Origin of the sequence: Rhodoglobus vestalii, from assembly GCF_006788895.1 — a bacterium.
Classification (GTDB): Bacteria; Actinomycetota; Actinomycetes; order Actinomycetales; family Microbacteriaceae; genus Rhodoglobus; species Rhodoglobus vestalii.
This window is the reverse complement of sequence record NZ_VFRA01000001.1, coordinates 2,752,246-2,774,273: the sequence shown is the minus strand read 5'-3', so window position 1 is coordinate 2,774,273 and position 22,028 is coordinate 2,752,246. Positions and strand designations below refer to the sequence as shown.

The window sequence follows — 22,028 nt, the reverse complement described above, 5'->3', positions numbered from 1 at the left end:
CGCTGATGCACTTCACCGCAGTGTCGTCAGGCCGCGTTCTCCTGCTGCTGTTCAACCAGGTAGCTGCTGTAGGCGCTGAGCGTGAGGAATGTGGGGAACTCGTCCTCGAGTGTTACTTCGCGGAAAACCGCCGCAGCATCGTCGAAACGGTCGCCGGCAGTGCGCTCAACCTCGGCCAAGATCTCTTTCAACTGTGTCTCGATGCGGCGGTGAGTGATGGCCGTGCCCTCGGCGGTAACCACGCGCTGGTGCATCCACTGCCAGAGTTGGCTGCGACTGATCTCGGCGGTTGCCGCATCTTCCATGAGGTTGTCGATCGCGGCGGCTCCCACCCCGCGCAGCCAGCTCTCGACGTAGCGCAGAGTGATGGAGATGTTCGAACGCACTCCGGCATCGGTCACCGACCCGTCGATGCGCAGATCGAGCAGGTCTTCCGCAGTCACGTTCACATCCTCCCGCAATCGGTCGACCTGGTTCGGGCGCTCCCCCAGCACAGCATCGAACTCCGCCCGAGCGGTGGCGATGAGATCCGGATGCGCGACCCAAGTGCCATCAAAGCCGTCAGTGGCTTCGCGGCGCTTGTCACCTGTTACAGCATCCAACGCGCGAGCGGTCACTTCAGGGTCGCGGCGGTTAGGGATAAATGCGCTCATGCCGCCAATGGCATGAGCTCCCCGCTTGTGGCAGGTCGACACCAGCAACTCGGTGTACGCACGCATGAACGGCACCGTCATGGTGATTGCAGCACGGTCAGGAAGCACAAAGTTGGCTCCACGACCACGGAAGTTTTTGATGATGGAGAAAATGTAGTCCCAACGACCGGCATTGAGCCCCGCGCAGTGTTCCCGCAGTTCGTACAGGATCTCGTCCATCTCAAACGCGGCCGGAATCGTCTCGATCAGCACTGTTGCGCGAATGGTGCCATGCGGAATGTTGAGGGCGTTCTCAGCGAAGGTGAACGCGTCGTCCCACAACCGCGCCTCGAGATGGTTCTCGATTTTGGCGATGTAGAAGTACGGCCCGCTGCCACGCTCGATGAGTTCGTGCGCGTTATGGAATATGTAGAGCCCAAAATCTACAAGCGAACCGGATGCCGGCGTGCGCAGCCCGGCACGGTCGGTGTATCGCAGGTGCTTTTCGACCAGGTGCCAGCCACGAGGACGCATCACGATCGTTGGCGTCTCATCACCCAGCGCGTAGGTTTTGCCCTCGTCAGTAGTGAAATCAATCTGACGCCGGATCGCGTCATGAAGGTTCACCTGCCCACCGACAACGTTCAGCCAAGTCGGGCTTGTCGCGTCTTCCTGGTCAGCGAGCCACACCTTGGCACCCGAGTTCATGGCGTTGATCGTCATCTTGCGGTCGGTCGGCCCGGTAATCTCGACGCGACGATCATCCAATCCCGGACCCGCACCGGCAACGCGCCAGCTCGAGTCTTCGCGAATCGCCGCCGTCTCAGGCAAGAAACGCAGGTTGCGTCCGTTCGTAATGTGCTTACGCGACTCCATGCGAGCCGCGAGACGATCATGGCGCCGACCAGCGAACTGATCATGCAGCCGAGTCAGAAAGTGCAGTGCTTCAGGGGTGAGGATCTCGTTAAACCGTTCCTGCGATTCAGCGAGCTGTTCCATTCTGTGCGTGGTCATGGGATGTCCTTAGAAAGTGTTTGCGCGGTTGGTTCAGCGGCGGTGTTGGCCTAATGGCTGTGTTGGTCTAATGGCTGTGTTGGCTTAATGAAATTGGGCGGATTCGGTGCTTCCGACCAGGGCGAGGGTTTCGCTCGCGGGGTTCAGTGCGGTCGCGATGCGATCGAAGTACCCGGTTCCGACCTCGCGCTGGTGGCGCGTGGCCGTGTAGCCGTCTTTTTCTGACGCGAACTCTGCCTCTTGCAGTTCCACGTAGGCGCTCATGTGCCGTTCGTTGTAGTCCTTGGCGAGGGTGTACATCGAATGGTTGAGGGCGTGGAACCCGGCGAGGGTGATGAACTGGAAGGCATACCCCATCGACGCCAACTCCCGTTGGAAGGTGGCGATCTGGGCATCATCAAGGTGACGCTTCCAGTTGAACGACGGCGAGCAGTTGTAGGCAAGCTTCTTGCCGGGGAATTCCTTGTGGATGCTCTCCGCAAAGGTTCGCGCCAACTCAAGGTCCGGCTTTGCGCTCTCAACCCACAGCAGATCTGCGTAGGGCGCGTACGCGTGACCGCGACTGAGAACTGTCTCGATGCCCGGGGTAGTGCGATAGAAACCGTCACTTGTTCGCTCGCCGGTGAGGAATTGCTTGTCTCGGTCATCCACATCGTTTGTGATGAGGTCGGCAGCGAGAGAGTCGGTGCGAGCGATGATGATGCTTGAGACCCCAGCAACGTCGGCAGCAAGTCGTGCCGCGTTGAGCGTGCGCACGTGCTGGGCCGTAGGAATTAGCACCTTGCCGCCCATGTGGCCGCACTTCTTTTCTGAGGCGAGCTGGTCTTCCCAGTGAACTCCGGCAGCTCCGGCCTCGATCATCGATGACATAAGTTCGTAAGCGTTGAGCGGCCCACCAAAACCGGCCTCAGCATCCGCCACGATCGGCGCCATCCAGTCGGTAGCAGGGGCACCGAACTCGGCGGTCTCGATCTGATCGGCCCGCAGAAGCGCGTTGTTGATGCGACGCACCACCGCGGGAACACTGTTTGCGGGGTAGAGGCTCTGGTCGGGGTAGGTCTGCCCCGAGAGGTTTGCATCGGCGGCGACCTGCCACCCGCTCAGGTAGATCGCTTCGAGGCCAGCACGGACCTGCTGCACCGCTTGGTTTCCGGTGAGGGCGCCGAGGGCGGCAACCCAGTTGCTGTCATCACGCTGGATGAGGTTCCACAGGTTTTCGGCTCCGCGACGTGCGAGGGTGCGATCTTCGCGAACGCTTCCGCGGAGGGCGATGACGTCTTCGGCGCTGAAGTCGCGGTCGATGCCGTTCCAGCGGGCATCCGTCTTCCACTCGGTTTCGAGTTCGGCTGCGGTCTGGATCTGGTCGCCTGGGCGGTTGTTCGTCATGGTGTGCTCCTCGGTCTGTTCGTCATTGCGTGGGTACTGTGTTTCTTCGACTCTGCAGCCTTTGCACTGGTTCTTCACCCGGTTTTGAGGCAGAATTATTACCATTCTTCTGTTTTTCCGCAGAAGGTCGTCAAGGAGGTCATCACAATGAGCCCACGCACGCTCACGCAGGCAGACGATGAGGACATGCTCGATTCCCTCACCGTTGGCCGCCGCATCCGCCAACTGCGCACCGACCGCAGACTCACGCTCGATGACCTGGGGTCTGCGCTGGGCCGCGCCGCCTCCCAAGTCTCGGTGATCGAGAACGGAAAGCGTGAGTTGAAGCTCAGCGAGCTGCAGAAGCTCGCGCGCATCTTTGATGTGAGCGTTGACGACCTACTGAATGCCGAGCCTCCGTCGCGCCGAGCAGCGCTGGAGATCGCCCTTGAGCGTGCGCAGCGTGGCCCGCTCTATTCCTCGCTCGCCCTGCCCGAGCTGCCCGTGCGTAAGACGCTCAGCGACGAGGCCATCGAAACCGTGCTCGGCCTGCACGATGAGTTGCAACGGCTGCACCGAGAGCGTGCGGCAACCCCTGAAGAAGCACGACGGGCGAACACAGAACTGCGTCGCATGATGCGCAAACGCAACAACTACTTCGCCGAACTCGAAACCACTGCCCGTGACCTATTGGATGCTGTGGGACACGCCGGTGGTCCACTCTCCCAGCGGGTGGCCTCCGACCTTGCTTCGCATCTCGGGTTTTCGCTGCACTACGTGCCCGATCTGCCTGGCTCCACCCGCAGCGTGACGGATCTGCGCAATGGCCGCATTTACCTTCCGGTAGCGCAGGCTGAGAGCACCGACCCGCGCTCGACGTTGCTGCAGGCTCTTGCGGGACATGTTTTGGGCATCCGCGAGCCAGCAGACTATGCCGAGTTTTTGCACCAGCGGGTGGAGACCAACTATTTGGCGGCGGCGCTGATGGTCCCTGAGAGGACTGCTGTCGAGTTCTTGACCGCCGCCAAGGCACAGCGCGAGCTCTCAGTCGAAGACCTGCGGGATGCGTTTGCTGTGCCCTACGAAACCGCGGCGCACCGTTTCACGAATCTCGCCACTGAACACTTGGGGGTTCCGGTGCACTTTCTTAAGGTGCATGAGGGCGGCACAATCTCTAAAGCCTACGAGAATGACAATGCGGCTTTCCCGACGGACGCTCTCGGCGCCATTGAGGGTCAAACGGTGTGCCGCAAGTGGAGTGCACGCCAGGTGTTTGATGTTGAGGACCGATTCAGCCCGTACCACCAGTACACGGACAAACCGGGGGGGACGTACTGGTGCACCTCGCGCATCCAATCGAATCATCGGGGCGATTTCTCTGTAAGTCTGGGCACCCCGTTTGCCTCAGCGAAGTGGTTCCGCGGGCGCGACACCACCAACCGGGCAACCTCAACGTGCCCCGATGACGGATGCTGCCGCAGCGCCCCCAACGATCTCACTGAGCGCTGGGCGAAGCATTCAATCCCAAGCGCGCGGCTCAACAGCTCTCTGCTAGCGGCGATGCCCACGGGAATGTATCCCGGGGTCGATTCCACCGAGGTGTTCGAATTTCTGGAGACACACTCGCCCAACGGCTAATCAACGTTCACGGCCACCGACCTGGTGACTCGCAGTGTGTGCCTCCGCTGCCGTTACTCGTGAAGCAGCGAGCCGTCCTTCTTCAACACGTTCTTCTCCCCGGCGTCGATCGCTACTGAGAAACGGTTCTGCTTGGGGGCATGGGGCAGTTGAAGTTGTAGCTGAAAGCGCAGGGCGGCAGAATGGCGAGGTTGAAGTCGAGAATGATGGTGCCGTCGGGGTTGGGCGCAATAAACAGGAACCGGCCAACACTGTAGGTGTCGACACCGTTGCTGGCATCCGCGAAAACGAGTTGCAGCGCTCGGCCCGACTTAAAGGCCGCCAAGTTGTAGTCGACACCATCCTTCGTGAACGCAATGTCACCCGGAATCGGCTGTTCGCGCTCTTGGCCGTTGTCTTTGATGTGCTCGAAGCCGAGGGTGGTGCCCTCCGGGTTAGACGTAAAGGTGGCCGTGATCACCCAGTCAGGGTTGTAGGCATACGCGTCGATGGTGCCAAACTCGTGAATAGCGGGCGAGTTGGAGTCCCACACGCGCAGAGCATGGTTGCCCTCGGGGCCCTGAATCACAAAGCCGGTCACCGTGTCACCGAAAACGATCGCGCTCGGGTTCTCTTGGCTCTTACTGCGAACAACCGCAGAGCCTTCGACGAGCACGTCATCCACCACAATATTGTCATCGGTCGTTGCCGTAACAGTCAGCCCATCGTCGTGGGGCGCCCACGTTCCCGGCACACCCCAGATGGTCTGCTCCGAATCAACCCACTGAGTGTTTGTGAGCGCCAAGTTTCCATTCTGCTGCACGGCTGCCTGATCTCGACGTTCGCGAAACTTAGCCAGTCTAGCTTCGGGGGTGAGCGTGGGGGCAGCAGTGTCAGTCATAAGTCCATCCTTGTTGAAGTCGATCATGCCAACCACCGCCGACACGGGATTATTTCAGGAAAGCCACTTTGCTTCGCTCGAACCCCACTCAACCGCGGTCGCCGAAAAACCACCCGGCCCACCATCGTAGTGAGGTGCCGCCACCGCACTCGTCACACCGTCACGCGTCGTAACAGTGGGCGCGAAGGCCGCGGATGCCGCCGGTGCGTGCCGCGGTCGACGCTGCTGCAATAGCTCGGTCGCCAGCCGCGCGAGCGATACCTCAACCAGCCACGAGTGGCCAGCGTCAATTCGTCGCCGCACCGCAGTCGTGATCCCTGCAGCAAGCAAATACCCGGCCGCATGATCCAACGCTTGAGCCGGCAGCGCACCCGGCGTGCCCGAACCATCACCCTCCACCATCGCGATACCCGTCGCGGCCTGCACGATACTGTCGAAGCCACGACGTTCGGCCAACGGTCCGACTGTTCCCCACGCGCTGAGGCGGCCCACGATGATTCCCGGGCGTCGTTCGGCGAGAGCCGCGGGCGAAAGCCCGAACCTGTCTAAAGAACCGGGGCGGTAGGCGGTGAGTACGACATCCGCGGTCTCGAGAAGTGTCTCGAAGGTGGCTCGGTCGGCAGCGTCGTCGAGGTCGAGCAGGGCGGAACGTTTGCCTGCGCCGGTGTCGAGGTGCTGCCAGGAAATTTCTGGATGCCGTGGGCTGTCGATGCGCACAACGTCGGCTCCCCAGAGGGCGAGCGTTCGCCCCGCGACCGGGCCTGCGATAACGCGGGTGAGGTCGAGTACCTGCACGCCGGCCAGTGGGGCGTCGACGGTGGTTTCGGCGAGTTGTGACGGCGGGGTGTCGCCGAGCGCAGTCAGTTCAATCACCGGTAACTCTGCCAGCAGGGCGGCTTGTGGATGCTCGGCCCACTCGTCGGGCGTGCGGACTACGGTCGCCACTCCCCCGGTGGCGAGAATCTTGCTCTCGACTTCAGCTGCGGCCAGGGGGTGGAGGGCCAGCATGAACTCGTCGGCGCTGGTGTCGCTGGCGAGGCCCAGTGCGTTCAGCAGAGCATTCCGGTGGTGTGGGTAGTTGGCGTGGGTGCGCACCCAAGCATCACTGCAGGGCCAAAAGCCGGAGAGCTCTGCCCAGGCGGAGATGGGCTCACCGTTCAGTCGAAAGTGTTTGTCACTGGTTACGGCGGTTGCGACCTTGGTGGGGGCGAGTTCGACGGAGGGTACTGCGCATCCGACCCGGCGGGCCGCGAGTAGTGAAGCGGAAAACGAGGCGGCAGCGATGGCATCGTGAACGAAACGGCCGGTGGGTAACACGCCGCTGAGCGGGACTGCGGTGCCGTGGTCGCGCACTAGGGCGAGAGCTGCGGCATCTTCACCAAGCGACTGCCATGCGGCATCCAGCAGAGTCATATCTTGATAGTGCCACGCGGATAGGATTTAGACCATGGATCCTATTAGCTTCAGCTTTGGCATTGTCGGCCTGATCATCTTCATCATCACGCTTGTGTCGATCGTCAAAAGCAACAATCATGGTGTGCTCGGCAAGTTCGTCTGGATTTTGGTGGCGTTCTTCTTGTCGATCCTGGGTTCGATCCTGTGGCTGGTCTTCGGTCGCGGCAAGGTGCGCAGGTAGCATCTCACGCACCCTGCCGCCACGGTCGTTACTTCGTTGCGCCCTTGCGTGGCTTCAGAAACCCGGCCTCTTCAGTCTTTTCGCGCTTCTGTGTGCGCTTGTCTTTAATCGACATTTTGGCTTCTTTTTTGTCGCTTCCGCCTCGCGGTGATTTACCGGCCATGACAAACCAACTTTCTTTTGGGGATGTCGCGCGTGGCTTGACCATACGCCACCCCAAGAGCAATAGCACTTCATCTGTGACCAGTATTTTTTGTTGGATGCCGAACTGAGCATCGATCGGTCGATGTAGTCAGTTTCACCACGCTGTTCTTGACGAAGAGGAACTATGAGCCACGCAATGCCTGCATCCTGACACCGGCTACCCAAGCGTCTTCTTTTACGTCGGACTCATCGTCGTCGTGATGCTCGTCTTCGGCTCGCTCGTCTTCTTGATCTCGCGCCAGCGGTCGGTGCTGCGGGTTCCATAGAGCTTATTGCCCAATCGGTCAAAAAATTTATATCTCTCCCGGCCTGACAAACGCAAGCTGGCTGGCCGCCATCCACTTAGGCCGTGGCGCTCAGCCGCTAATCTATCCTCATGCGCGATCCGGGTAAGCAAAATTCCTTGGACCTTTGCCAACGCAGGAATATCCCCAAATGCCGCACCCGGAGTTACTCGTAACTCCTCACTGTCTCTCGAATGTGGGCCGCGTGCTGGTAAATGTCGTCAAGCGAATCAATTGTGTGGCGAGTTTCGTTCTTCTCGGAGTCTAAGAGCCCTAGGTACTTCACGGACTTGCCGTTGAAGTGCAAGCGTGCGATCGGTTTCCGATTGTTGTCATCAAGAAGTATTGCGAGGTACGACTTGGAGTCACGGTGCACCACTCGCTGTGGCTTGACCTCGCTGCAAGCGATCGCTTTGACGATCTGGTACCCCTCCAGTTCTTCCAAAGTCGTTTCAATCTCCGTATCCCGATCTAGATCGTCCTGAGCTACAGCGCGGCTTGTGACGGCGTCCTCCTGCAACGCTGGGTCGGCTGTCGAAAAGTTACTACCACCCAGCGCGGACTTCAATCGTTCGTTGACCTGTTCGTTCAAGAATTGTTTGGCGGCTTTAGTCACAAGCGGCGTGAACTGATCGCGCACTTTTTGAGTTATCGGACCCTCATACACACGGGCAGTGAAAAAGCGGATCCACTCGTCTTCCGGGTCCCGGAACTGCGCTGCAATCGTTCGCTTGATCTGCCCCACATACTTCAATTCACCGGCAGCATTGATGATCGAATCGAGATCGAACACATCCTTGGTGAGCTTGCGAAGTTCGGGGCTAAGCGTCTCATCAATGTCCAGCAGGTCAAGTACAAGGAATGGCTTCGCATCCATACGATTTGGGGCGTCAAGATCGGTGTAGAACTCATAGATAACGCCATTCGTAAGTATTGCAATGCGAGCGTTGGTGACAGCAAAGTACCGGTAGAGCTGCGAGGCGTTCTCGATCTTGAGAGACTCAGTCGATTTCTTGCACTCGATGAGTATTTGCACTTCACCATCACGCATGATGGCGTAGTCAATTTTCTCGCCCTTCTTTATTCCGACGTCCGCAGTGAACTCGGGCACAACCTCGAGAGGGTTGAAAACGTCGTAGCCGAGGATCGTGGATATGAAAGGCATTACGAACGCATTCTTCGTGCCTTCTTCAGTCGTGATTGCATCGCGCTGGTTCTTAACTTTCAGCGCCATTGCTGACAGAAGTTCCGAGAATTCCATGTTGCCTCCATTGAGTATTCCTAGCTCAACAGTATCGGGCGCCAACGGAACTCGGAGGAACCGCCACGACCCGAAGCATCCCCCGCGATTCGGCTCCAGGCCTAGCTTGCCTCGGGAACGAACTCAGGCGGGTGGGAGCAGATGTGAGGTGAAAATTAATTTGTAGGGCGGACGGGACTTGAACCCGTGACCGAACGATTATGAGTCGTTTGCTCTAACCAGCTGAGCTACCGCCCCGTGCCCGCACGAGTGCGAACGCGTATCTACGTTACCGGCAAAACGGATGCACAGCGTGTCACGTGAGCGTTCGATCTGACCGCGTCGGCGGTCGCCTCAAGCGCGAGAGGGTGGGGAGCTAGCGCGGACCGCTCTCCGCAGCGCTAACGGTGGCGACATAGATCGAGATCCCAACAGCAACGAGCACGCTCAACGCCAATGCGACGAATCCCGACACGACCGCAATGAAGTAGGTGGAGGGGTCAGGCATTGAGCCCATCTGTGGCTCCATGTAGTACCAAATCGTGGCTCCAGTGTTGATCCCGAGCACAACGAGCACTGCGGGCAGAAGCCACACAGCGACTAACAGAAGCTTCTTTCCCATGCACGGCAGCCTCTCACATAACGTTGAGCCAGCGTTCATGCAGCCCTCGTACAGTTGTCGTATGACTGATTCACAGAAAGCGCAGACCACGAGTCCAGCCAAGTCTGGGGCTCGCAAAACACGTCAACAGAACGCCGAGCATGGCTTCACTGCCTCCAAGGGGCTTTCCGACAAGATGCAACTAGTGCTTGTTGATTTGCTCGAACTGCAGTTGCAGGGCAAGCAGGCCCACTGGAATGTTGTCGGCAAGAACTTTCGCGACACCCACCTCGTACTCGACGAAATCATTGACGCCGCACGTGGCTTCAGTGACACCATCGCCGAACGGATGCGCGCCCTCCACGCCACCCCCGACGGCCGCAGCGACACCGTCGCAGCGACAACGACGCTCCCCGAATTTCCGGCCGGAGAGATCAGCACAACGGACACCATCGACCTGCTGACAGCACGCCTCGAAGGAACGGTCGCCACCATCCGCGAGGTTCACGACCCCATCGATGAAGAAGATCCCACCAGCGCCGATCTCCTCCACGCCATCATCGAGACCCTTGAGCAGTACGCCTGGATGGTTTCAGCAGAAAACCGCACGCCGGCGAAAAAATAGTGCACCGCACACCCACGAGCCACAGTTGTGACTCACCCCGAAGGCGTCTCTAAAAAGAGGCGCCTTCAGTGTTTTTGCCCAAAGCGGCAGGATCAGTGACCTCGTCGCCGCGGTACAAACTCTCGAACGTGTCGAGCGTGCGTTGGATGTCGTGGGCCGCCACAATAGCGAGGCTCTCCTTCTTGAACGCAAGCACCTCATCCGCAGACATCGTCAGCACACGGGTAAGTTTCTCGGCCAAATCCTCAACATTGCCAGGCTCGAACAAGAAACCATTTTCGCCGTCGTGCACCAGATGAGGCAAAGCCATCGCATTGGCCGCCACAACCGGCAGACCTGACGCCATAGCCTCCATCGTAGAAATGCTCTGCAACTCGGCAACCGAGGGCATTGCGAACACAGAACCGCGCTGAAGAGCATCCCGCAACTGGTCCTGGTCAACAAAACCAGTGAGCGTCACCCGATCATCAAGACCCAAACTGGTCACCAATGCGCGGAGCTTGCCCTCAAGCTCCCCCCCGCCCACAATCTCCAACTTGGCATCGAGTGCTGGATCCAGAATTGCCACCGCACGAATGAGCCGGTCGATCTGCTTCTCATCAGACAGCCGCCCCAAAAAAACGATCAGGTTTTCTGGCTTAGGTTCAAGATTGCCGTTATAGCCATCCGCATTGATGCCACAGGAAACCGAGATCACATCGCGCACCAGAGTGTTCTCTTCGAGGTAGTCCGCAGCACGACGCGTAGGAGTCGTGACTCGCCCAGCACGCCCAAATGAACGACCAGCCGCCGCCCACCCCATGCGAACCGCTTTCTTGCGCAGGAACCGAGGGATGATAAAAGCGTGATCGAGCAAATTCTCGGGCATGAAATGGTTGGTACCCACCAGTCGAATACCGCGCTTGCTGCCCTCAAGAGTCATTCCGCGCCCAATCACAATGTGCGACTGAAAATGAATGACATCGGGCTTAACCCGGTCGAGAATGATTCTCGAATTGTGCATGACGCGCCACGGCAACATAAACCGCAGCCATGGGTGACCGGGCCACTTCCACGAATACACGCGGTGCAGCGTCATCTTCTGCCCCTCGTGCTCCTCCACCATCTGACCGAGCTTCTCGTTGGAATACGAGGGCGCAACAATGTGCACATCATGGCCACGCTCAGCTAAGCCCGCAGCCAAACGCGCAATGAACGTCGCGGCACCATTGATCTGGGGCCAAAATGTATCGGCACCGATCAGGATGCGAAGTCGCGGTTTGCCCTCCTGGGGCGAGCGTCTCACAGCGGAAGTCACAGTCGAAGAGTTCCTCACATTTTTTCGTCGCGGGCCAACCGGTTCTTCACCCGGACAGGTCGACGGCAACTAATAATCTACCGCACTACACCCTGAGCTGGGGGTGATGCTTAGAAAGCGAAAACACACCGAAGATCGCGATCGCACCGGTGATGAGAAAACCAACCACGGCCCAGAGCGGTGCATTCGACGCCTCACCCAGAACAATGATTCCCACCGACACCGCAACGAGGGGATCCACCACCGTGAGACCCGCAACCACCAAATCGGGTGGACCCGAGGCATAGGCCGTTTGCACAAAGTATGAACCAAGCAAGGATGCCGCAATAAGGCCGACAATACAGAGCACTGTGAGCAGATCTGTGCTTTCGATCCCCGACCCCAGAATCACGATCGTCTTAATGCGATCAATGACCACCTTCGCGAGAGTCGCCACAAAACCGAACAGCATTCCGGCGCCCACAATGTAAAACACGGGCGACGCTCTCTTGCGAAAAATCGCAAACAGCCCCACCCACAACGCCAAAACAACCACCAAAATAATCAGCACCGTCGACAACTCTCGTTGCGTGATCGCCGTGGACTGTGCAAAAACGGCCGCCAGCGCGACAAAAGCCCCGACACCACCCACGCACATGACGATGGCGCGAATCGAAATGGCGTCAAGCTTGACCTTGGCAATCCGAGAATTCATAATTGCCGTCATCACCAGAGCCACTGCCCCCAGCGGTTGAACAACCATGATGGGCGCGATTGCCAAACTGGAGAGCTGAAACACAATAGCAAGCCCCAGAAACGCGGTACCCAGCACCCATGAGGGCCTCGCCAGCAGCGCTTTGAGCTGTGTCACGTTGAGACCAGAACTCGCCGCCTCGCCGTGGTAATGCTCCATGCGGGCCACACCACGATGCTGAAACTGCGCCCCCAACGACAAAAGAATTGCGCCAATGAGTGCCAGAGGGATGCCGACCGCCTGAGTTGGAGTAAGACTGATCTGATCGGTGAGGTCAAGAATGTCCGGCGGCACCCGTCAAATGTACTAGGTTCACCCGGGATATTCTGAGCACATGGCCGTTCTTCCCATCATTATCACCGGTGACCCGGTGCTCCACACCCCGGCAACGCCGGTGACTACCTTCGATAGCAGCCTACGCACGCTGGTTGGCGACATGTTCGAGACCATGGAAGAGGCTCCCGGGGTCGGACTTGCCGCACCCCAAGTGGGTGTTTCGCAGCGCGTATTCGTCTACGACTGGATTGGCGACGACGACACGCACTGGCGCGGAGTTGCCATCAATCCGGAGCTCTGGCAGAGCCCCACCCCCCTAAGCGAGCTAAGCGAAGCGGATGAAGAGGGGTGCCTGTCCATTCCCGGCGAACGATTCGAGTTAGTGCGGGCCGATCGCGTCATACTGCGCGCCGTAGATCTCGACCAGAACCCATTCGAGATTGAAGCATCGGGCTGGCTCGCCCGTATTTTCCAACACGAATACGACCATCTCGATGGCGTACTTTATGCGGATCGGCTCCGCGAACCCGAGGCCAAGGCCGCCGCGAAAGCGATCCGTAAACAGGGCTGGGGTCACCCAGGCAAGTCGTGGCTATCGACCGAAGAACACCTCGATGCCTAGTAGCACGATGCCCAGCAGCACGGCGTCTAGCTGAACGCACGAATTGCTGCAGCAACCAGAGCTGCGGCAATAATGACAAGGATGAACGGCACCCGCAGTGCGAATAGAACCGCGGCGAGGGCGATTGCCGGCAGCCGAGCATCCACTTCGAAGCCTCGGGTCGAACCAAAAGTCTGCACGACAACCAGCGCCGACAGTAGCGCAACGGTAAGCAGGTTAGCGAGCCGCGCCGCCGTCGGTTTCTCCGCCCACGCCGCAGGCACTGCGAAGCCAGCAAGCTTGAGAGCGAGCACAGCGATCGAGGCGAGCAGCACAATATGCCAGATAGTCATCGTTCCCCCATCGGATCGGGCTCGGCTTCGGCGAGATCACTTTCGCGGGTACCGAAGAGGTTGACGAGCCCCACCACCACCGCGACCAGAGCAGCGGCAAGAACGGGCAACCCCGCAGGAAGGATAGGCATCAGAGCGGCCGCCACAACGGCGGCACCAACAGCGACGACGATGGGCTGAAGCTGCTTCAGACGCGGCCACAGCAAACCAAGGAACGCGGCGGCCGCGGCGGCATCGAGACCGTACTGCCTCACATCCCCCAGCTGGTCACCGATCAGTGCACCGACTAGCGTCGTCAGATTCCACCCGACGTAGATGACGATGCCGGTCCACCAGAAGCCCGCGCGTTGGCCAGCAAGAGTGGGCTGTGCTGTGGAGACCGCCGTGGTCTCGTCGATCGTCCAATGCCCGGCCAGTAACCGTTTCACCAGGCCCGGACCAATCATGGGGGCCACCCTCAGCGCATACAGCGAATTGCGGGTTCCGAGCAAGACAGCACTGGCGATGGCGGCACCACCGGCCGACGCGCCACCCGTAGCAAGAACACCGACAAGTGCGAACTGGGAACCACCAGAGAACATCAGCAGGCTCAACACACAGGCCTGCCAAACATCTAAACCGGCAGCAACCGCGAGTGCACCAAACGAGATCCCGTACGCTGCAACAGCCAAACCGACCGCGAAACTTGATCGAATTGCGGCAGCGACCTCGGGCGATCTGGCGGGTTGTCTCGTGCTCACACCGCCCGCCCGGAAGCAACGAGCCCAGTCTCGTAGGCGATCACCACGAGCTGAACTCGATCGCGTGCCATGAGTTTGGCCATAATGCGCGAGACGTGGGTTTTGGCGGTGAGCGGACTCAGGAAAAGTTTCTGGCCAATCTCAGCGTTCGTGAGCCCCAAACCAACGAGGGCAAGAACTTCGCGCTCGCGAACAGTGATGGCCGTGAGAATGCTGTCATCGAAGGCTGCCGCAGAGCCTGCCGCAAATCGGGCGAGCAGCCGTTTCGTCACCCCGGGGCTGAGCAGCGCATCCCCCGCCGCCACCACACGCACGGCCCGGATCAACTCAACGGGCTCCGTGTCTTTCACCAAAAAGCCGCTCGCTCCCGCCCTGATTGCGCGAGCCACATACTCATCGACTTCGAATGTCGTCACCACAACGATGCGGGTCGCGGCAAGTTCCGGAAAAGTAGCAATCTGCTCGGTCGCCCACAGACCATCGCCGTCAGGCATCCGGATATCCATCAGCACCACATCCGGGCGCTCACGTCGCACCACAGCAACGACGTCGGTGCCGGTCGCCGCCTCGCCCACAACCTCAATGTCGTCTTCGGCGTTTAGCAAACTGCGGAACCCTGCACGAATCAGTTGCTGATCGTCCGCAACAACCACCCGAATCATGCGGATGCCGCGCGGCGCGGAATACGGGCCGTCACGAGTGCGCCCCCCACCGTCGATTCGCCGAGTCGCAAGGATCCCCCCAAGAGGTCAACTCGTTCACGCATGCCCAGCAAGCCTCGCCCCTCACTATGTGCGGCGGTGTCTATTCCCACGCCGTTGTCGGCAATCGTAACGAGGTAGTCGGCCTCGCCGTAACTGACGCTGACGTCTACCTGCGTTGCTTTCGCATGTCGAACAATGTTGGTCAGCGATTCTTGCACGATGCGATACAGCGCAAGCTGCACGGCTGCCGGGGTTTCGGGTGTCACCTCGCACAACAGTTGCACGGTGAGCCCCCGGGAGCGCACCGACTCCACGAGACTGCTCAACCGTGAAAGGTCGGGTTCGGGCACTGGCGGCACAGAATTGTCACTGTCTGCGCCGTTGCCATCGCCGGGGGTTTCTGTGCGCAGCATCCCCAACAGTGACCGCACCTCATCAAGCGCGTCTTTGCTTGAACTTTTGATGCTCGCCAGGGCCGCTTCCGCCTGCTCGGGCTGCTTGTGCATGAGGTGGAGACCAACCCCCGCTTGCACATTGATTTGGCTGAGTGAGTGCGCCAAAACGTCGTGAAGTTCGCGAGCAATGCGAACGCGTTCGGCCCGCAGTTCAGCATCCCGACGGTCAGCAAACGCCTGCTGAAACTGGACAAACTGTTCACCACGACGGCGATACGATTCCGCAAACCCCAGCACCAGCAGCAGCCCAAGGGTTGTGACGACAATGCGCGGCGGTTCAAGCGCAATACCAGCTAGGAGAGCAGCAAGCAGGGTCGCCTCCCACACCACGATCAGCGAAATCCAGGTCCAGGTGCGTGCACCGTGTGACACCGCAATCACAATGGCAAAGGCGAGGGCCACATACGGCGAAGAAATCACGGAGTATCCGAGCAAGAATTCCGCGGCACCCAGCACAGAGAGTGCGGCGACGATCGGCCCCGGATACTGGCGAGCCCAGATCAACAGAACGGGGCCAACAATGGCAAGCAGAACAAGAACGATCCCGGACAAACCGAAGTCGTTAACGCGCACAACGTTGATCACCGTCACCGGCACCTGAACGCCCAAAGAAACAAGCACCGGCACCCACACCCGCAGTAGCGCGGAACGTCGAGAGCGCGGAAACCCGAAGCCTCCCCCCTTCACCATGGCGTCAGCGATTGCGCTGGCTGAGCGAGATGATCGACCGGATGGGGGCATGCTTCGATGCTAGTTGCCGACCGTGGATGCCACATCGGCTTGGCGGCGCACACAGCGCTACTCCCCACGGAGTACGGATGTCGGATTGGCGTCGGTCACGTCCCGCCTTTAAATAGGGTCGAGGCTCGTGAGAACGCCACGTTGTCCAAATTTAGGGCCTCGCGGGGCAACGAGCACTGGCCTGTTGCCTCATGTCAATACCTCCGGGAAGGTTGATCGTTGCCTCAAGTGGAAACCTCCGGCAGGGTTAGGCGTTCCAGGCCCGGTTCACGGGTGGTTTGACGGTGGCGGGTTTCTTTGCCAGAGCGAGGGTTTCGAGCTGGCCGGTGAGAGCGAGGATCTGCCTGGATAGGGGTGCAGGTTTGATGTGGTGTGGTCGCGGTGTCGTAGCGGAGGTATCGGCGAATGTGTGCCGCGATGTTGCCACCGGCAGGCTCACACTAGTCCTAGTCCCATTCCCATTCGATTGATGGATTAAGAATTGACCGAGTCCAGAGTTGTTGCCGCACTAGGGAGCTGAGTTCTGTGACGTCCGCAGCATCATCCCATTCGTCATTCACCACTTGCTTCACGTGGTCAACAATGTCTATGGCCTCTGCGGGACCGAGCCCATATTCGCCTGCCGCGGCGATGCAGGTGGAAAATCGAGATCGCCTGTCACCCGATCGAGAAATGGTCATTGCCTGGTTTACATCGTTGCCAGAACGGATCTGGGGTGCAATGTCATAGGCCGGGGTCATTTCCAGATGATTGCCGTCCCAGAACGCTGCATGGTTGCGTGCGTGATCGTCAGTGTTGCCCACCGCAATGTTGAACACTATCCGGCGGAACAGTTCCCTGCGTGCTGCACCACCGCCCTTGAAATTTCGGCGCATCAGGTCGGCAAACACGACATAGGAGCTGGAACGCGGGGCAATCATTTCGTTCAACCCCAACATCGTTAAAGCAGAAACCATGATCTTGCGTCCGCCTCCGACCGTTCGGTCGAAACGGTCGACCAGCAGTGTGTAACGACCGGCCGCCTGCGTCACTCGGGTAGCGGCGACGTTCAGTCCTACCCGTCGACCAAGTTCCATCGCCACAGCCTCCGCCTGAATTGCGGGATACACGTCATTCGTCATCGAGAACTTCGCAATGACTTCGAGGCCACGAACCTCATCAAACAGGATCGCTTTGGGGCGCGCCCCACCAATGGATGCGCCTCGCACAAGAGCTTCACCCAAATCTGCTGCCAGAGGTTCGCCAGCTTGGATGCGTTCGGAAGCCTGCGCCAAGTCCTCGGTGGTGGCCTGGTGGTCGGGTGACCGCGGAATGTATTCGTCAGAACTGGACTGAAAGTCGAGGCCGCCAATGCGGTTGGAGCCTGATTGGAGAAAGTAACTAAGCGGGCTGAGTTCGCCAGTATCGGTCATGGAGTCAAGATGTCCGAGATGACGTGCGAGGATGACCCGCCGACCCCATGAATCCGGTCCACCATCGGCGAGGCACCCAGCAATGTCCAACCCCACCAGCGGCTGCTGACGGCCACTTTTGAGCGGCAATTCTGGTCGATACAGTGCGATCGCATCCGATCGTCCCAGATAGCTCTTCCCGTAGGTGAAAGGGAAGCTTCGACCTTGACCTTCAATGCGTCCGGCTACGACAGGCTGCGCGGCACCTGGCAACCACACCCAGACGAAAGCTTCGCGCGGTGATGTGTCAGAAGTCATCATTCACCGCTTCCGATGCTGATTCCCGCACACGCTGCGGCAGCAACGCAAGGCGGTCTGCCGCCCGGCGTCGCACATCACGAAGCTCATCGTCTGACGCGCCGTACAACGGTATGCCGACAAGCACCGCAACCTCAAACACGATACCGATGGACACGGAAGGCAAGCCGCGCTCGACGTTGCGAAGCGTGCGCGGTGAGATTCCCGCACGATCGGCGAGGTCTGCCGCCGTCCAACGCCGGTCACGGCGGCCGGCGGCAATCTGCAACCCCAGGATTGTGAGCGCGTCAATGACCGGAGCGGACGTCGGATGGTCACGTTGAGACAAAAGTAATCCTTTCCGGACTTAGAATACCGTTTATCGTCATAATCAGCAATGTAATGCCACCAAGGCGCGACGTGCCTCGCTATTGCCATCCTCATCAGAGTCTCGTCGTTGAGCGCACAGCACACAGCGCACAGCGATTCGGGGATCCGGGAATTTATTCTGACTAGCGGGTGCTCGCAGGTGCTCGCGGCCCGCTCCGCTTCGCCACGGATCTTTTCATATAGACCCATCGCCAAGAGCACGTCGACTAGCTGCTCAAGCTCCTGCATTTGCCGGAGCGCCTAGACTGGGCTGCTGCGGATATTTCGGACAGTGGGCCCTCTTAAAATGGGGGTTACTGGCCGCCCCCTCAGCGGCCGCGTCGGCGGCGAGTTCGCTGTGCAACGACCTCAACCCGAGCGCCGCACGCTCACGCCCCCGAAGCGCAGCTGAGTCGAGCATCGTTGCCCGCGGCGCTACCGAAGGTCAGGAAACCGCCCTGCCAGGTTGTCGCCGTGTGGGGTTGTCGCCGTGTGGGGTTGTCGCCGTGTGGTCGTGTGGGTTTGGTCCCGGTGCGCCGGTCAACTCTGCCTGCGGCGTCGCGTCGTTTGCACGCTGAGCACGGCGATAGCACCCGCGATGAGAAGTGCCAACGCGACGGTACTGAGACCCTGGGCCTCGAATCCGGTATTCGCTAGTCCGCCCGACCCTCCCCCTGCACTGGTCGGTACGACGACCGTGTTACTCGATGCTGATGTGGCGCTTGCCCCCCCGGCGTTGAATGCGATCACCGTGAAGGAATAACTGACTCCCTCAGTGAGTCCGGTGCACGACGCGGTCATTCCCACAATGGCACACACCGCACCGGCAGGACTGCTCGTCACCGTGTACCCGGCCGGGTCACCCCCTGTTGTCGGCGCCGTCCAGCTCAGCGCGATGGAGCCACCGTTGACGGTAGCCACCGGCGTGCTGGGCGTTCCCGGCGCGTCCGGGGGAGCAGGTAGCTCGAAGACGACATCCAGCGAGTTCGCCGACAGGGCCGAGGTTGCGCCGGTGGTCGCACGAACCGTGCAATCGCCGCCACCGGTGTAGCCGATCACGCCGGTCGTCGCGTTGACTGTGCAGCCAGTCGTCCCTGCGTCGACCACACTGTAGGCGATGGAAACACCATCGGTGCTGCTGGGGAGAACGGGAGGGGTGAAGGGAGACTCGAATGCGGCGGGAGCACGCTGAGTGTCACTGATTGACCACTCGATATTCGCCGGGGGCAACTGCACAAGATCGAAGGTTTTTCTCGTAGAAACCGGATACGTCGTCGAGGTGGCAGAGGCCGTCGCCACTACGGTGCAGGTGCCGCTGGTGCTGTACGTGAGCTCACCCGACGAGAGCCCCACCTGACAATCACTCGTTGTGGAGGACCCGGATTCGACCGAGTACGACACCGGCCCACCCGAGGTTACGGGCACTGGGCTCGGGGTAAAGGGTGAACTGGTCGTCGTTGTTGGAGTTGGGCTCCAAGAAATCGTGGCCGGGGTCGAGTCGCACTCGGTCCTCTTGGCATCGACAGCCGCGGTATTCCAACCATCCGTAATGATCCACCCGAGAGTATCCGCCGCGTACACGCGCGCGCAGGTGTCGGCAACTTTCGTGCCTGCGCTCAGGGTGAGTCCTGATTGAACGGGCTGAGTAACCCACCCGTTGAGAGTCGCCGCATAGTTCGCGTCGGTCATACCCGATCCGCTCAACATTTCGTACAGGCTGCTAGCGGGATTCGCCACGACTCCAGTGATGTCCAGTGCGCCAAGGTCCTGGTTCATGGACGTCGCGCCCGAAAACATGCGTGCCATTTTGGTGACTTGTGAGGTGTTCCAGCCGCTGACGTCCTGATTGAAGGCGGTGGCACCGCCGAACATGAATCTCATGTCGGTGACCTGTGAGGTGTTCCAGCCGCTGATGTCCTGATTGAAAGCGACAGCGTTTCGGAACATGTTGACCATGTCGGTGACTTGTGAGGTGTTCCAGCCGCTGATGTCCTGATTGAAAGCCTCAGCGCCAAAAAACATTAGGGACATGAGGGTGACTTGTGAGGTGTTCCAGCCGCTGATGTCCTGATTGAAGGCTTTTGCTAACCCGAAGATCCCGTTCATTCTCGTCACGTTCGAGGTGTTCCAGCCGGATAGATCCTCGTTGAAAGAGTCGGTGCTGGTGAATGTGCTCGACAGGTTGGTCACCTGACTGACATCCCACGCACCCACACCGGGCGAAACAACACCGGACTGTTGGAACGCGGCTTGCAAATCTGTGACGGTGGGAGGCAGACTCGCGGTCATCTGAAAATTAGGTGTCTTGAGAAATGCGCTTTTAAGCGACGTCAGGCCGAGGGTTCCCAGACTGACAACTTCGGAAACAAACTTCGCGCTGGCTATGTCAATCAGGGTACTGGCCCCAGAAAACTGGCCAAGACTCATTCTCAGCACTTGCGAATTGATACTCGTGCCCGAAACCGTGACCGTGACAACGTCACCATTCTGGAAAGGCCCAATTGAGGTCAGCCCTATGCCGCCTGACGACAAGTTCGGCATGAAAAGAACCAGAGTTGCGGTGAGGTCATTGGCCGGCACGGTCGAGTAAGAAACTGCCGGAACCCCGCTTCGTTCCCTCGTCCACACGAGTTCAATGTCTTGATAGTTTTCGAGTGCGATCCCAGGGGTCGGTCTGGTCGATCCCGTGTTGTCCCAAACCCACGTGACCTCGATGTCATCAGGGTCGCCCAGGGCGTGTGCGGCGCTTGTGGGGGCCACCACTGCGGGCAACACTAGAGCGCTTACCAGCAGCAACAGCATGGAAAGGAACCGAGGAGCATGTCGAGAATCGTGGCCGGGCGCGCTGCGTCTTGTTGACAAAGGGAAGGCCTCTTTCTGGTACATTCTGTATCGCCGATGTCAGCATCGTGACAATACCACAATTCGTCGAGGCCGACAGTGCGAACACCACTACCCCGGCTACCTCGCGGCGAGTCCCCTCAATTTACCGGGTTGCGTCCAACAGTGTGGTGAGGCAGCGTGCCAGAGAGCGTGCGGCACGCGATGCTGAAGTTACGAGACTGCACGTGCGGGTGCGTGAACTTGAGCAGACCAACGAGGCTTTGCGAAAAGCTATCGGGCTCTTGCACTCGAGGAGCGAACAAGAGCCCGCCGGCACCCCGATACGGACCGATCAACCTGACATTACCGTCGCAGCCCTCGCCTGCGGATCGCGGACCCCGTCCCGCAGAAAGACCGCACGTATCCCTCGCGGATAAGCGAGCTCGAACCCGCGGAAGTCACACAACGGATCGCCCGCGACATTGAGAACCAATCGGCCCGGGCAGGCCTGGAGCTGGGACATCACCGACCTGCGCACCCCGTGGCGTGGTTGCGCATTCGAGGCGTACTCGATCATCGATATCTACTCCCGTAAACTCGTCGGTTGGCGCGTCGAGGACCGCGAGGTCGACGACCTCGCCGTCGAGATGTTTCAGGACGCGTTCGCCCGCGAGGGGCTGCCCAAGGTCGTGCACGCCGACTCCGGACCCGCCATGCGCTCAACCGTCCTGAAGGATCTGCTCGCCGATCTGGAGATCACTCAGACCCACAACCGGCCGCGGGTCTCCAACGATAATCCGTTCTCGGGGACGGAGTTCCGCACGATGAAATATCGACCGAACTACCCCGGCACCCTCCCCGGCACCCTCCCCGACATCGAGCAAGCCCGCATCTTTATGGCTTGGTACGTGCCCTGGTACAACGCCGACCACAAGCACTCCGGCATCGCCCTGTTCGCGCCCAACGAGGTCCACGACGGCACCTGGCAGCTTGACAACGCCCACCCAAAAAGAAAAGAGCCCCGCAACTTCTCCAGAAGTACGGGGCTTTCGCTCCTCGACTTGGACTCGAACCAAGAACCTACCGGTTAACAGCCGATTGCTCTGCCAATTGAGCTATCGAGGATCGC

The 22,028-nt window shown here is 59.7% G+C and carries 21 protein-coding genes and 2 tRNA genes; 5 read left to right on the top strand and 18 right to left on the bottom strand.

Features of this window, described 5'->3' with window-relative positions:
• Positions 1-26: 26 nt before the first annotated feature.
• Together aceB and aceA are read right to left on the bottom strand one after the other, a co-directional pair.
• Entirely contained in the window at positions 27-1,646 is a 1,620-nt protein-coding gene (gene aceB / locus FB472_RS13670) for a malate synthase A (RefSeq protein ID WP_246078244.1), read from the bottom strand.
• Positions 1,647-1,730: 84 nt separating this feature from the next.
• Positions 1,731-3,032: an isocitrate lyase gene (gene aceA / locus FB472_RS13665; protein ID WP_141991346.1), complete on the bottom strand. Its 1,302-nt coding sequence runs from the start codon at positions 3,030-3,032 to the stop codon at positions 1,731-1,733.
• A gap of 147 nt (positions 3,033-3,179) precedes the next feature.
• Between aceA and FB472_RS13660 the strand changes: the two genes are divergently transcribed.
• Positions 3,180-4,649 (top strand): helix-turn-helix transcriptional regulator, encoded by a 1,470-nt coding sequence (locus tag FB472_RS13660; protein ID WP_141991345.1) that lies wholly within the window; start codon positions 3,180-3,182, stop codon positions 4,647-4,649.
• A gap of 112 nt (positions 4,650-4,761) precedes the next feature.
• Here FB472_RS13660 and FB472_RS13655 read toward each other — a convergent pair whose 3' ends face one another.
• Both FB472_RS13655 and FB472_RS13650 read right to left on the bottom strand, forming a co-directional pair.
• Positions 4,762-5,529, bottom strand: a complete 768-nt coding sequence (locus FB472_RS13655; RefSeq protein ID WP_246078243.1) for a DUF1684 domain-containing protein — start codon at positions 5,527-5,529, stop codon at positions 4,762-4,764.
• 54 nt (positions 5,530-5,583) lie between these two features.
• Positions 5,584-6,942: a CoA transferase gene (locus FB472_RS13650; RefSeq protein WP_141991344.1), complete on the bottom strand. Its 1,359-nt coding sequence runs from the start codon at positions 6,940-6,942 to the stop codon at positions 5,584-5,586.
• A gap of 34 nt (positions 6,943-6,976) precedes the next feature.
• Here FB472_RS13650 and FB472_RS13645 point away from each other — a divergent pair, with 34 nt between their 5' ends.
• Complete coding sequence (locus FB472_RS13645) at positions 6,977-7,165, top strand: PLDc N-terminal domain-containing protein (protein ID WP_021809771.1); 189 nt, start codon at positions 6,977-6,979, stop codon at positions 7,163-7,165.
• Between the two features lie 28 nt (positions 7,166-7,193).
• Here FB472_RS13645 and FB472_RS13640 read toward each other — a convergent pair whose 3' ends face one another.
• From FB472_RS13640 to FB472_RS13625, 4 genes are all read right to left on the bottom strand, one after another.
• Positions 7,194-7,373, bottom strand: a complete 180-nt coding sequence (locus FB472_RS13640) for a hypothetical protein (protein ID WP_141991343.1) — start codon at positions 7,371-7,373, stop codon at positions 7,194-7,196.
• A gap of 446 nt (positions 7,374-7,819) precedes the next feature.
• Complete coding sequence (locus FB472_RS13635) at positions 7,820-8,914, bottom strand: type I restriction endonuclease (RefSeq protein WP_141991342.1); 1,095 nt, start codon at positions 8,912-8,914, stop codon at positions 7,820-7,822.
• Positions 8,915-9,077: 163 nt separating this feature from the next.
• Positions 9,078-9,151, bottom strand: a tRNA-Ile gene (locus tag FB472_RS13630).
• 118 nt (positions 9,152-9,269) lie between these two features.
• Positions 9,270-9,515, bottom strand: coding sequence for a hypothetical protein (locus tag FB472_RS13625; RefSeq protein ID WP_141991341.1), 246 nt, complete (start codon positions 9,513-9,515; stop codon positions 9,270-9,272).
• 61 nt (positions 9,516-9,576) lie between these two features.
• Between FB472_RS13625 and FB472_RS13620 the strand changes: the two genes are divergently transcribed.
• Positions 9,577-10,119, top strand: a complete 543-nt coding sequence (locus FB472_RS13620) for a Dps family protein (RefSeq protein WP_035897143.1) — start codon at positions 9,577-9,579, stop codon at positions 10,117-10,119.
• A gap of 49 nt (positions 10,120-10,168) precedes the next feature.
• Here the strand turns inward: FB472_RS13620 and FB472_RS13615 are convergent, their stop codons facing one another.
• Positions 10,169-11,416 carry a glycosyltransferase gene (locus FB472_RS13615; protein ID WP_141991340.1) on the bottom strand — a complete coding sequence of 416 codons (1,248 nt, stop codon included), beginning with the start codon at positions 11,414-11,416 and terminating at the stop codon, positions 10,169-10,171.
• An 85-nt stretch (positions 11,417-11,501) separates the two neighbouring features.
• Positions 11,502-12,443, bottom strand: coding sequence for a DMT family protein (locus FB472_RS13610; RefSeq protein ID WP_141991339.1), 942 nt, complete (start codon positions 12,441-12,443; stop codon positions 11,502-11,504).
• Between the two features lie 40 nt (positions 12,444-12,483).
• Here FB472_RS13610 and def point away from each other — a divergent pair, with 40 nt between their 5' ends.
• Positions 12,484-13,047 carry a peptide deformylase gene (gene def, locus FB472_RS13605; protein WP_141991338.1) on the top strand — a complete coding sequence of 188 codons (564 nt, stop codon included), beginning with the start codon at positions 12,484-12,486 and terminating at the stop codon, positions 13,045-13,047.
• A gap of 26 nt (positions 13,048-13,073) precedes the next feature.
• Here the strand turns inward: def and FB472_RS13600 are convergent, their stop codons facing one another.
• The 7 genes from FB472_RS13600 to FB472_RS13570 all read right to left on the bottom strand — a co-directional run bounded on the left by FB472_RS13600 (position 13,074) and on the right by FB472_RS13570 (position 20,878).
• Complete coding sequence (locus FB472_RS13600) at positions 13,074-13,379, bottom strand: AzlD domain-containing protein (RefSeq protein ID WP_141991337.1); 306 nt, start codon at positions 13,377-13,379, stop codon at positions 13,074-13,076.
• A complete protein-coding gene (locus FB472_RS13595) occupies positions 13,376-14,119 on the bottom strand; it encodes an AzlC family ABC transporter permease (RefSeq protein WP_246078242.1) in 744 nt (247 codons plus the stop codon). Before FB472_RS13595 ends, FB472_RS13600 begins: the two co-directional genes overlap by 4 nt.
• Positions 14,116-14,781, bottom strand: coding sequence for a response regulator transcription factor (locus FB472_RS13590; protein ID WP_141991336.1), 666 nt, complete (start codon positions 14,779-14,781; stop codon positions 14,116-14,118). The genes FB472_RS13595 and FB472_RS13590 overlap by 4 nt, the downstream gene beginning before the upstream one ends.
• Positions 14,778-16,019, bottom strand: coding sequence for a sensor histidine kinase (locus tag FB472_RS13585; protein ID WP_215730454.1), 1,242 nt, complete (start codon positions 16,017-16,019; stop codon positions 14,778-14,780). Before FB472_RS13585 ends, FB472_RS13590 begins: the two co-directional genes overlap by 4 nt.
• Before the next feature lie 446 nt (positions 16,020-16,465).
• Positions 16,466-17,728, bottom strand: a complete 1,263-nt coding sequence (locus tag FB472_RS13580) for a type II toxin-antitoxin system HipA family toxin (protein ID WP_141991599.1) — start codon at positions 17,726-17,728, stop codon at positions 16,466-16,468.
• Entirely contained in the window at positions 17,718-18,056 is a 339-nt protein-coding gene (locus tag FB472_RS13575; RefSeq protein WP_141991335.1) for a helix-turn-helix transcriptional regulator, read from the bottom strand. Before FB472_RS13575 ends, FB472_RS13580 begins: the two co-directional genes overlap by 11 nt.
• Positions 18,057-18,616: 560 nt before the next feature.
• Positions 18,617-20,878, bottom strand: a complete 2,262-nt coding sequence (locus tag FB472_RS13570) for a BspA family leucine-rich repeat surface protein (RefSeq protein ID WP_170192101.1) — start codon at positions 20,876-20,878, stop codon at positions 18,617-18,619.
• A gap of 503 nt (positions 20,879-21,381) precedes the next feature.
• On the opposite strand from FB472_RS13570, the gene FB472_RS14740 reads away from it, so the two are divergent.
• Positions 21,382-21,990: a DDE-type integrase/transposase/recombinase gene (locus tag FB472_RS14740; protein ID WP_141991598.1), complete on the top strand. Its 609-nt coding sequence runs from the start codon at positions 21,382-21,384 to the stop codon at positions 21,988-21,990.
• Here FB472_RS14740 and FB472_RS13555 read toward each other — a convergent pair.
• Positions 21,952-22,024: transfer RNA gene (locus FB472_RS13555), tRNA-Asn, on the bottom strand. The genes FB472_RS14740 and FB472_RS13555 overlap by 39 nt on opposite strands.
• Positions 22,025-22,028 lie beyond the last annotated feature (4 nt).

Bases quoted from the DNA above. Each gene is read 5' to 3' on its own strand.
- aceB (WP_246078244.1), bottom strand. From the start codon at position 1,646: ATGACCACGCACAGAATGGAACAGCTCGCTGAATCGCAGGAACGGTTT.
- aceA (WP_141991346.1), bottom strand. From the start codon at position 3,032: ATGACGAACAACCGCCCAGGCGACCAGATCCAGACCGCAGCCGAACTC.
- FB472_RS13660 (WP_141991345.1), top strand. From the start codon at position 3,180: ATGAGCCCACGCACGCTCACGCAGGCAGACGATGAGGACATGCTCGAT.
- FB472_RS13655 (WP_246078243.1), bottom strand. From the start codon at position 5,529: ATGACTGACACTGCTGCCCCCACGCTCACCCCCGAAGCTAGACTGGCT.
- FB472_RS13650 (WP_141991344.1), bottom strand. From the start codon at position 6,942: ATGACTCTGCTGGATGCCGCATGGCAGTCGCTTGGTGAAGATGCCGCA.
- FB472_RS13645 (WP_021809771.1), top strand. From the start codon at position 6,977: ATGGATCCTATTAGCTTCAGCTTTGGCATTGTCGGCCTGATCATCTTC.
- FB472_RS13640 (WP_141991343.1), bottom strand. From the start codon at position 7,373: ATGGTCAAGCCACGCGCGACATCCCCAAAAGAAAGTTGGTTTGTCATG.
- FB472_RS13635 (WP_141991342.1), bottom strand. From the start codon at position 8,914: ATGGAATTCTCGGAACTTCTGTCAGCAATGGCGCTGAAAGTTAAGAAC.
- FB472_RS13625 (WP_141991341.1), bottom strand. From the start codon at position 9,515: ATGGGAAAGAAGCTTCTGTTAGTCGCTGTGTGGCTTCTGCCCGCAGTG.
- FB472_RS13620 (WP_035897143.1), top strand. From the start codon at position 9,577: ATGACTGATTCACAGAAAGCGCAGACCACGAGTCCAGCCAAGTCTGGG.
- def (WP_141991338.1), top strand. From the start codon at position 12,484: ATGGCCGTTCTTCCCATCATTATCACCGGTGACCCGGTGCTCCACACC.
- FB472_RS13600 (WP_141991337.1), bottom strand. From the start codon at position 13,379: ATGACTATCTGGCATATTGTGCTGCTCGCCTCGATCGCTGTGCTCGCT.
- FB472_RS13590 (WP_141991336.1), bottom strand. From the start codon at position 14,781: ATGATTCGGGTGGTTGTTGCGGACGATCAGCAACTGATTCGTGCAGGG.
- FB472_RS13585 (WP_215730454.1), bottom strand. From the start codon at position 16,019: ATGCCCCCATCCGGTCGATCATCTCGCTCAGCCAGCGCAATCGCTGAC.
- FB472_RS13580 (WP_141991599.1), bottom strand. From the start codon at position 17,728: ATGACTTCTGACACATCACCGCGCGAAGCTTTCGTCTGGGTGTGGTTG.
- FB472_RS13570 (WP_170192101.1), bottom strand. From the start codon at position 20,878: ATGCTGTTGCTGCTGGTAAGCGCTCTAGTGTTGCCCGCAGTGGTGGCC.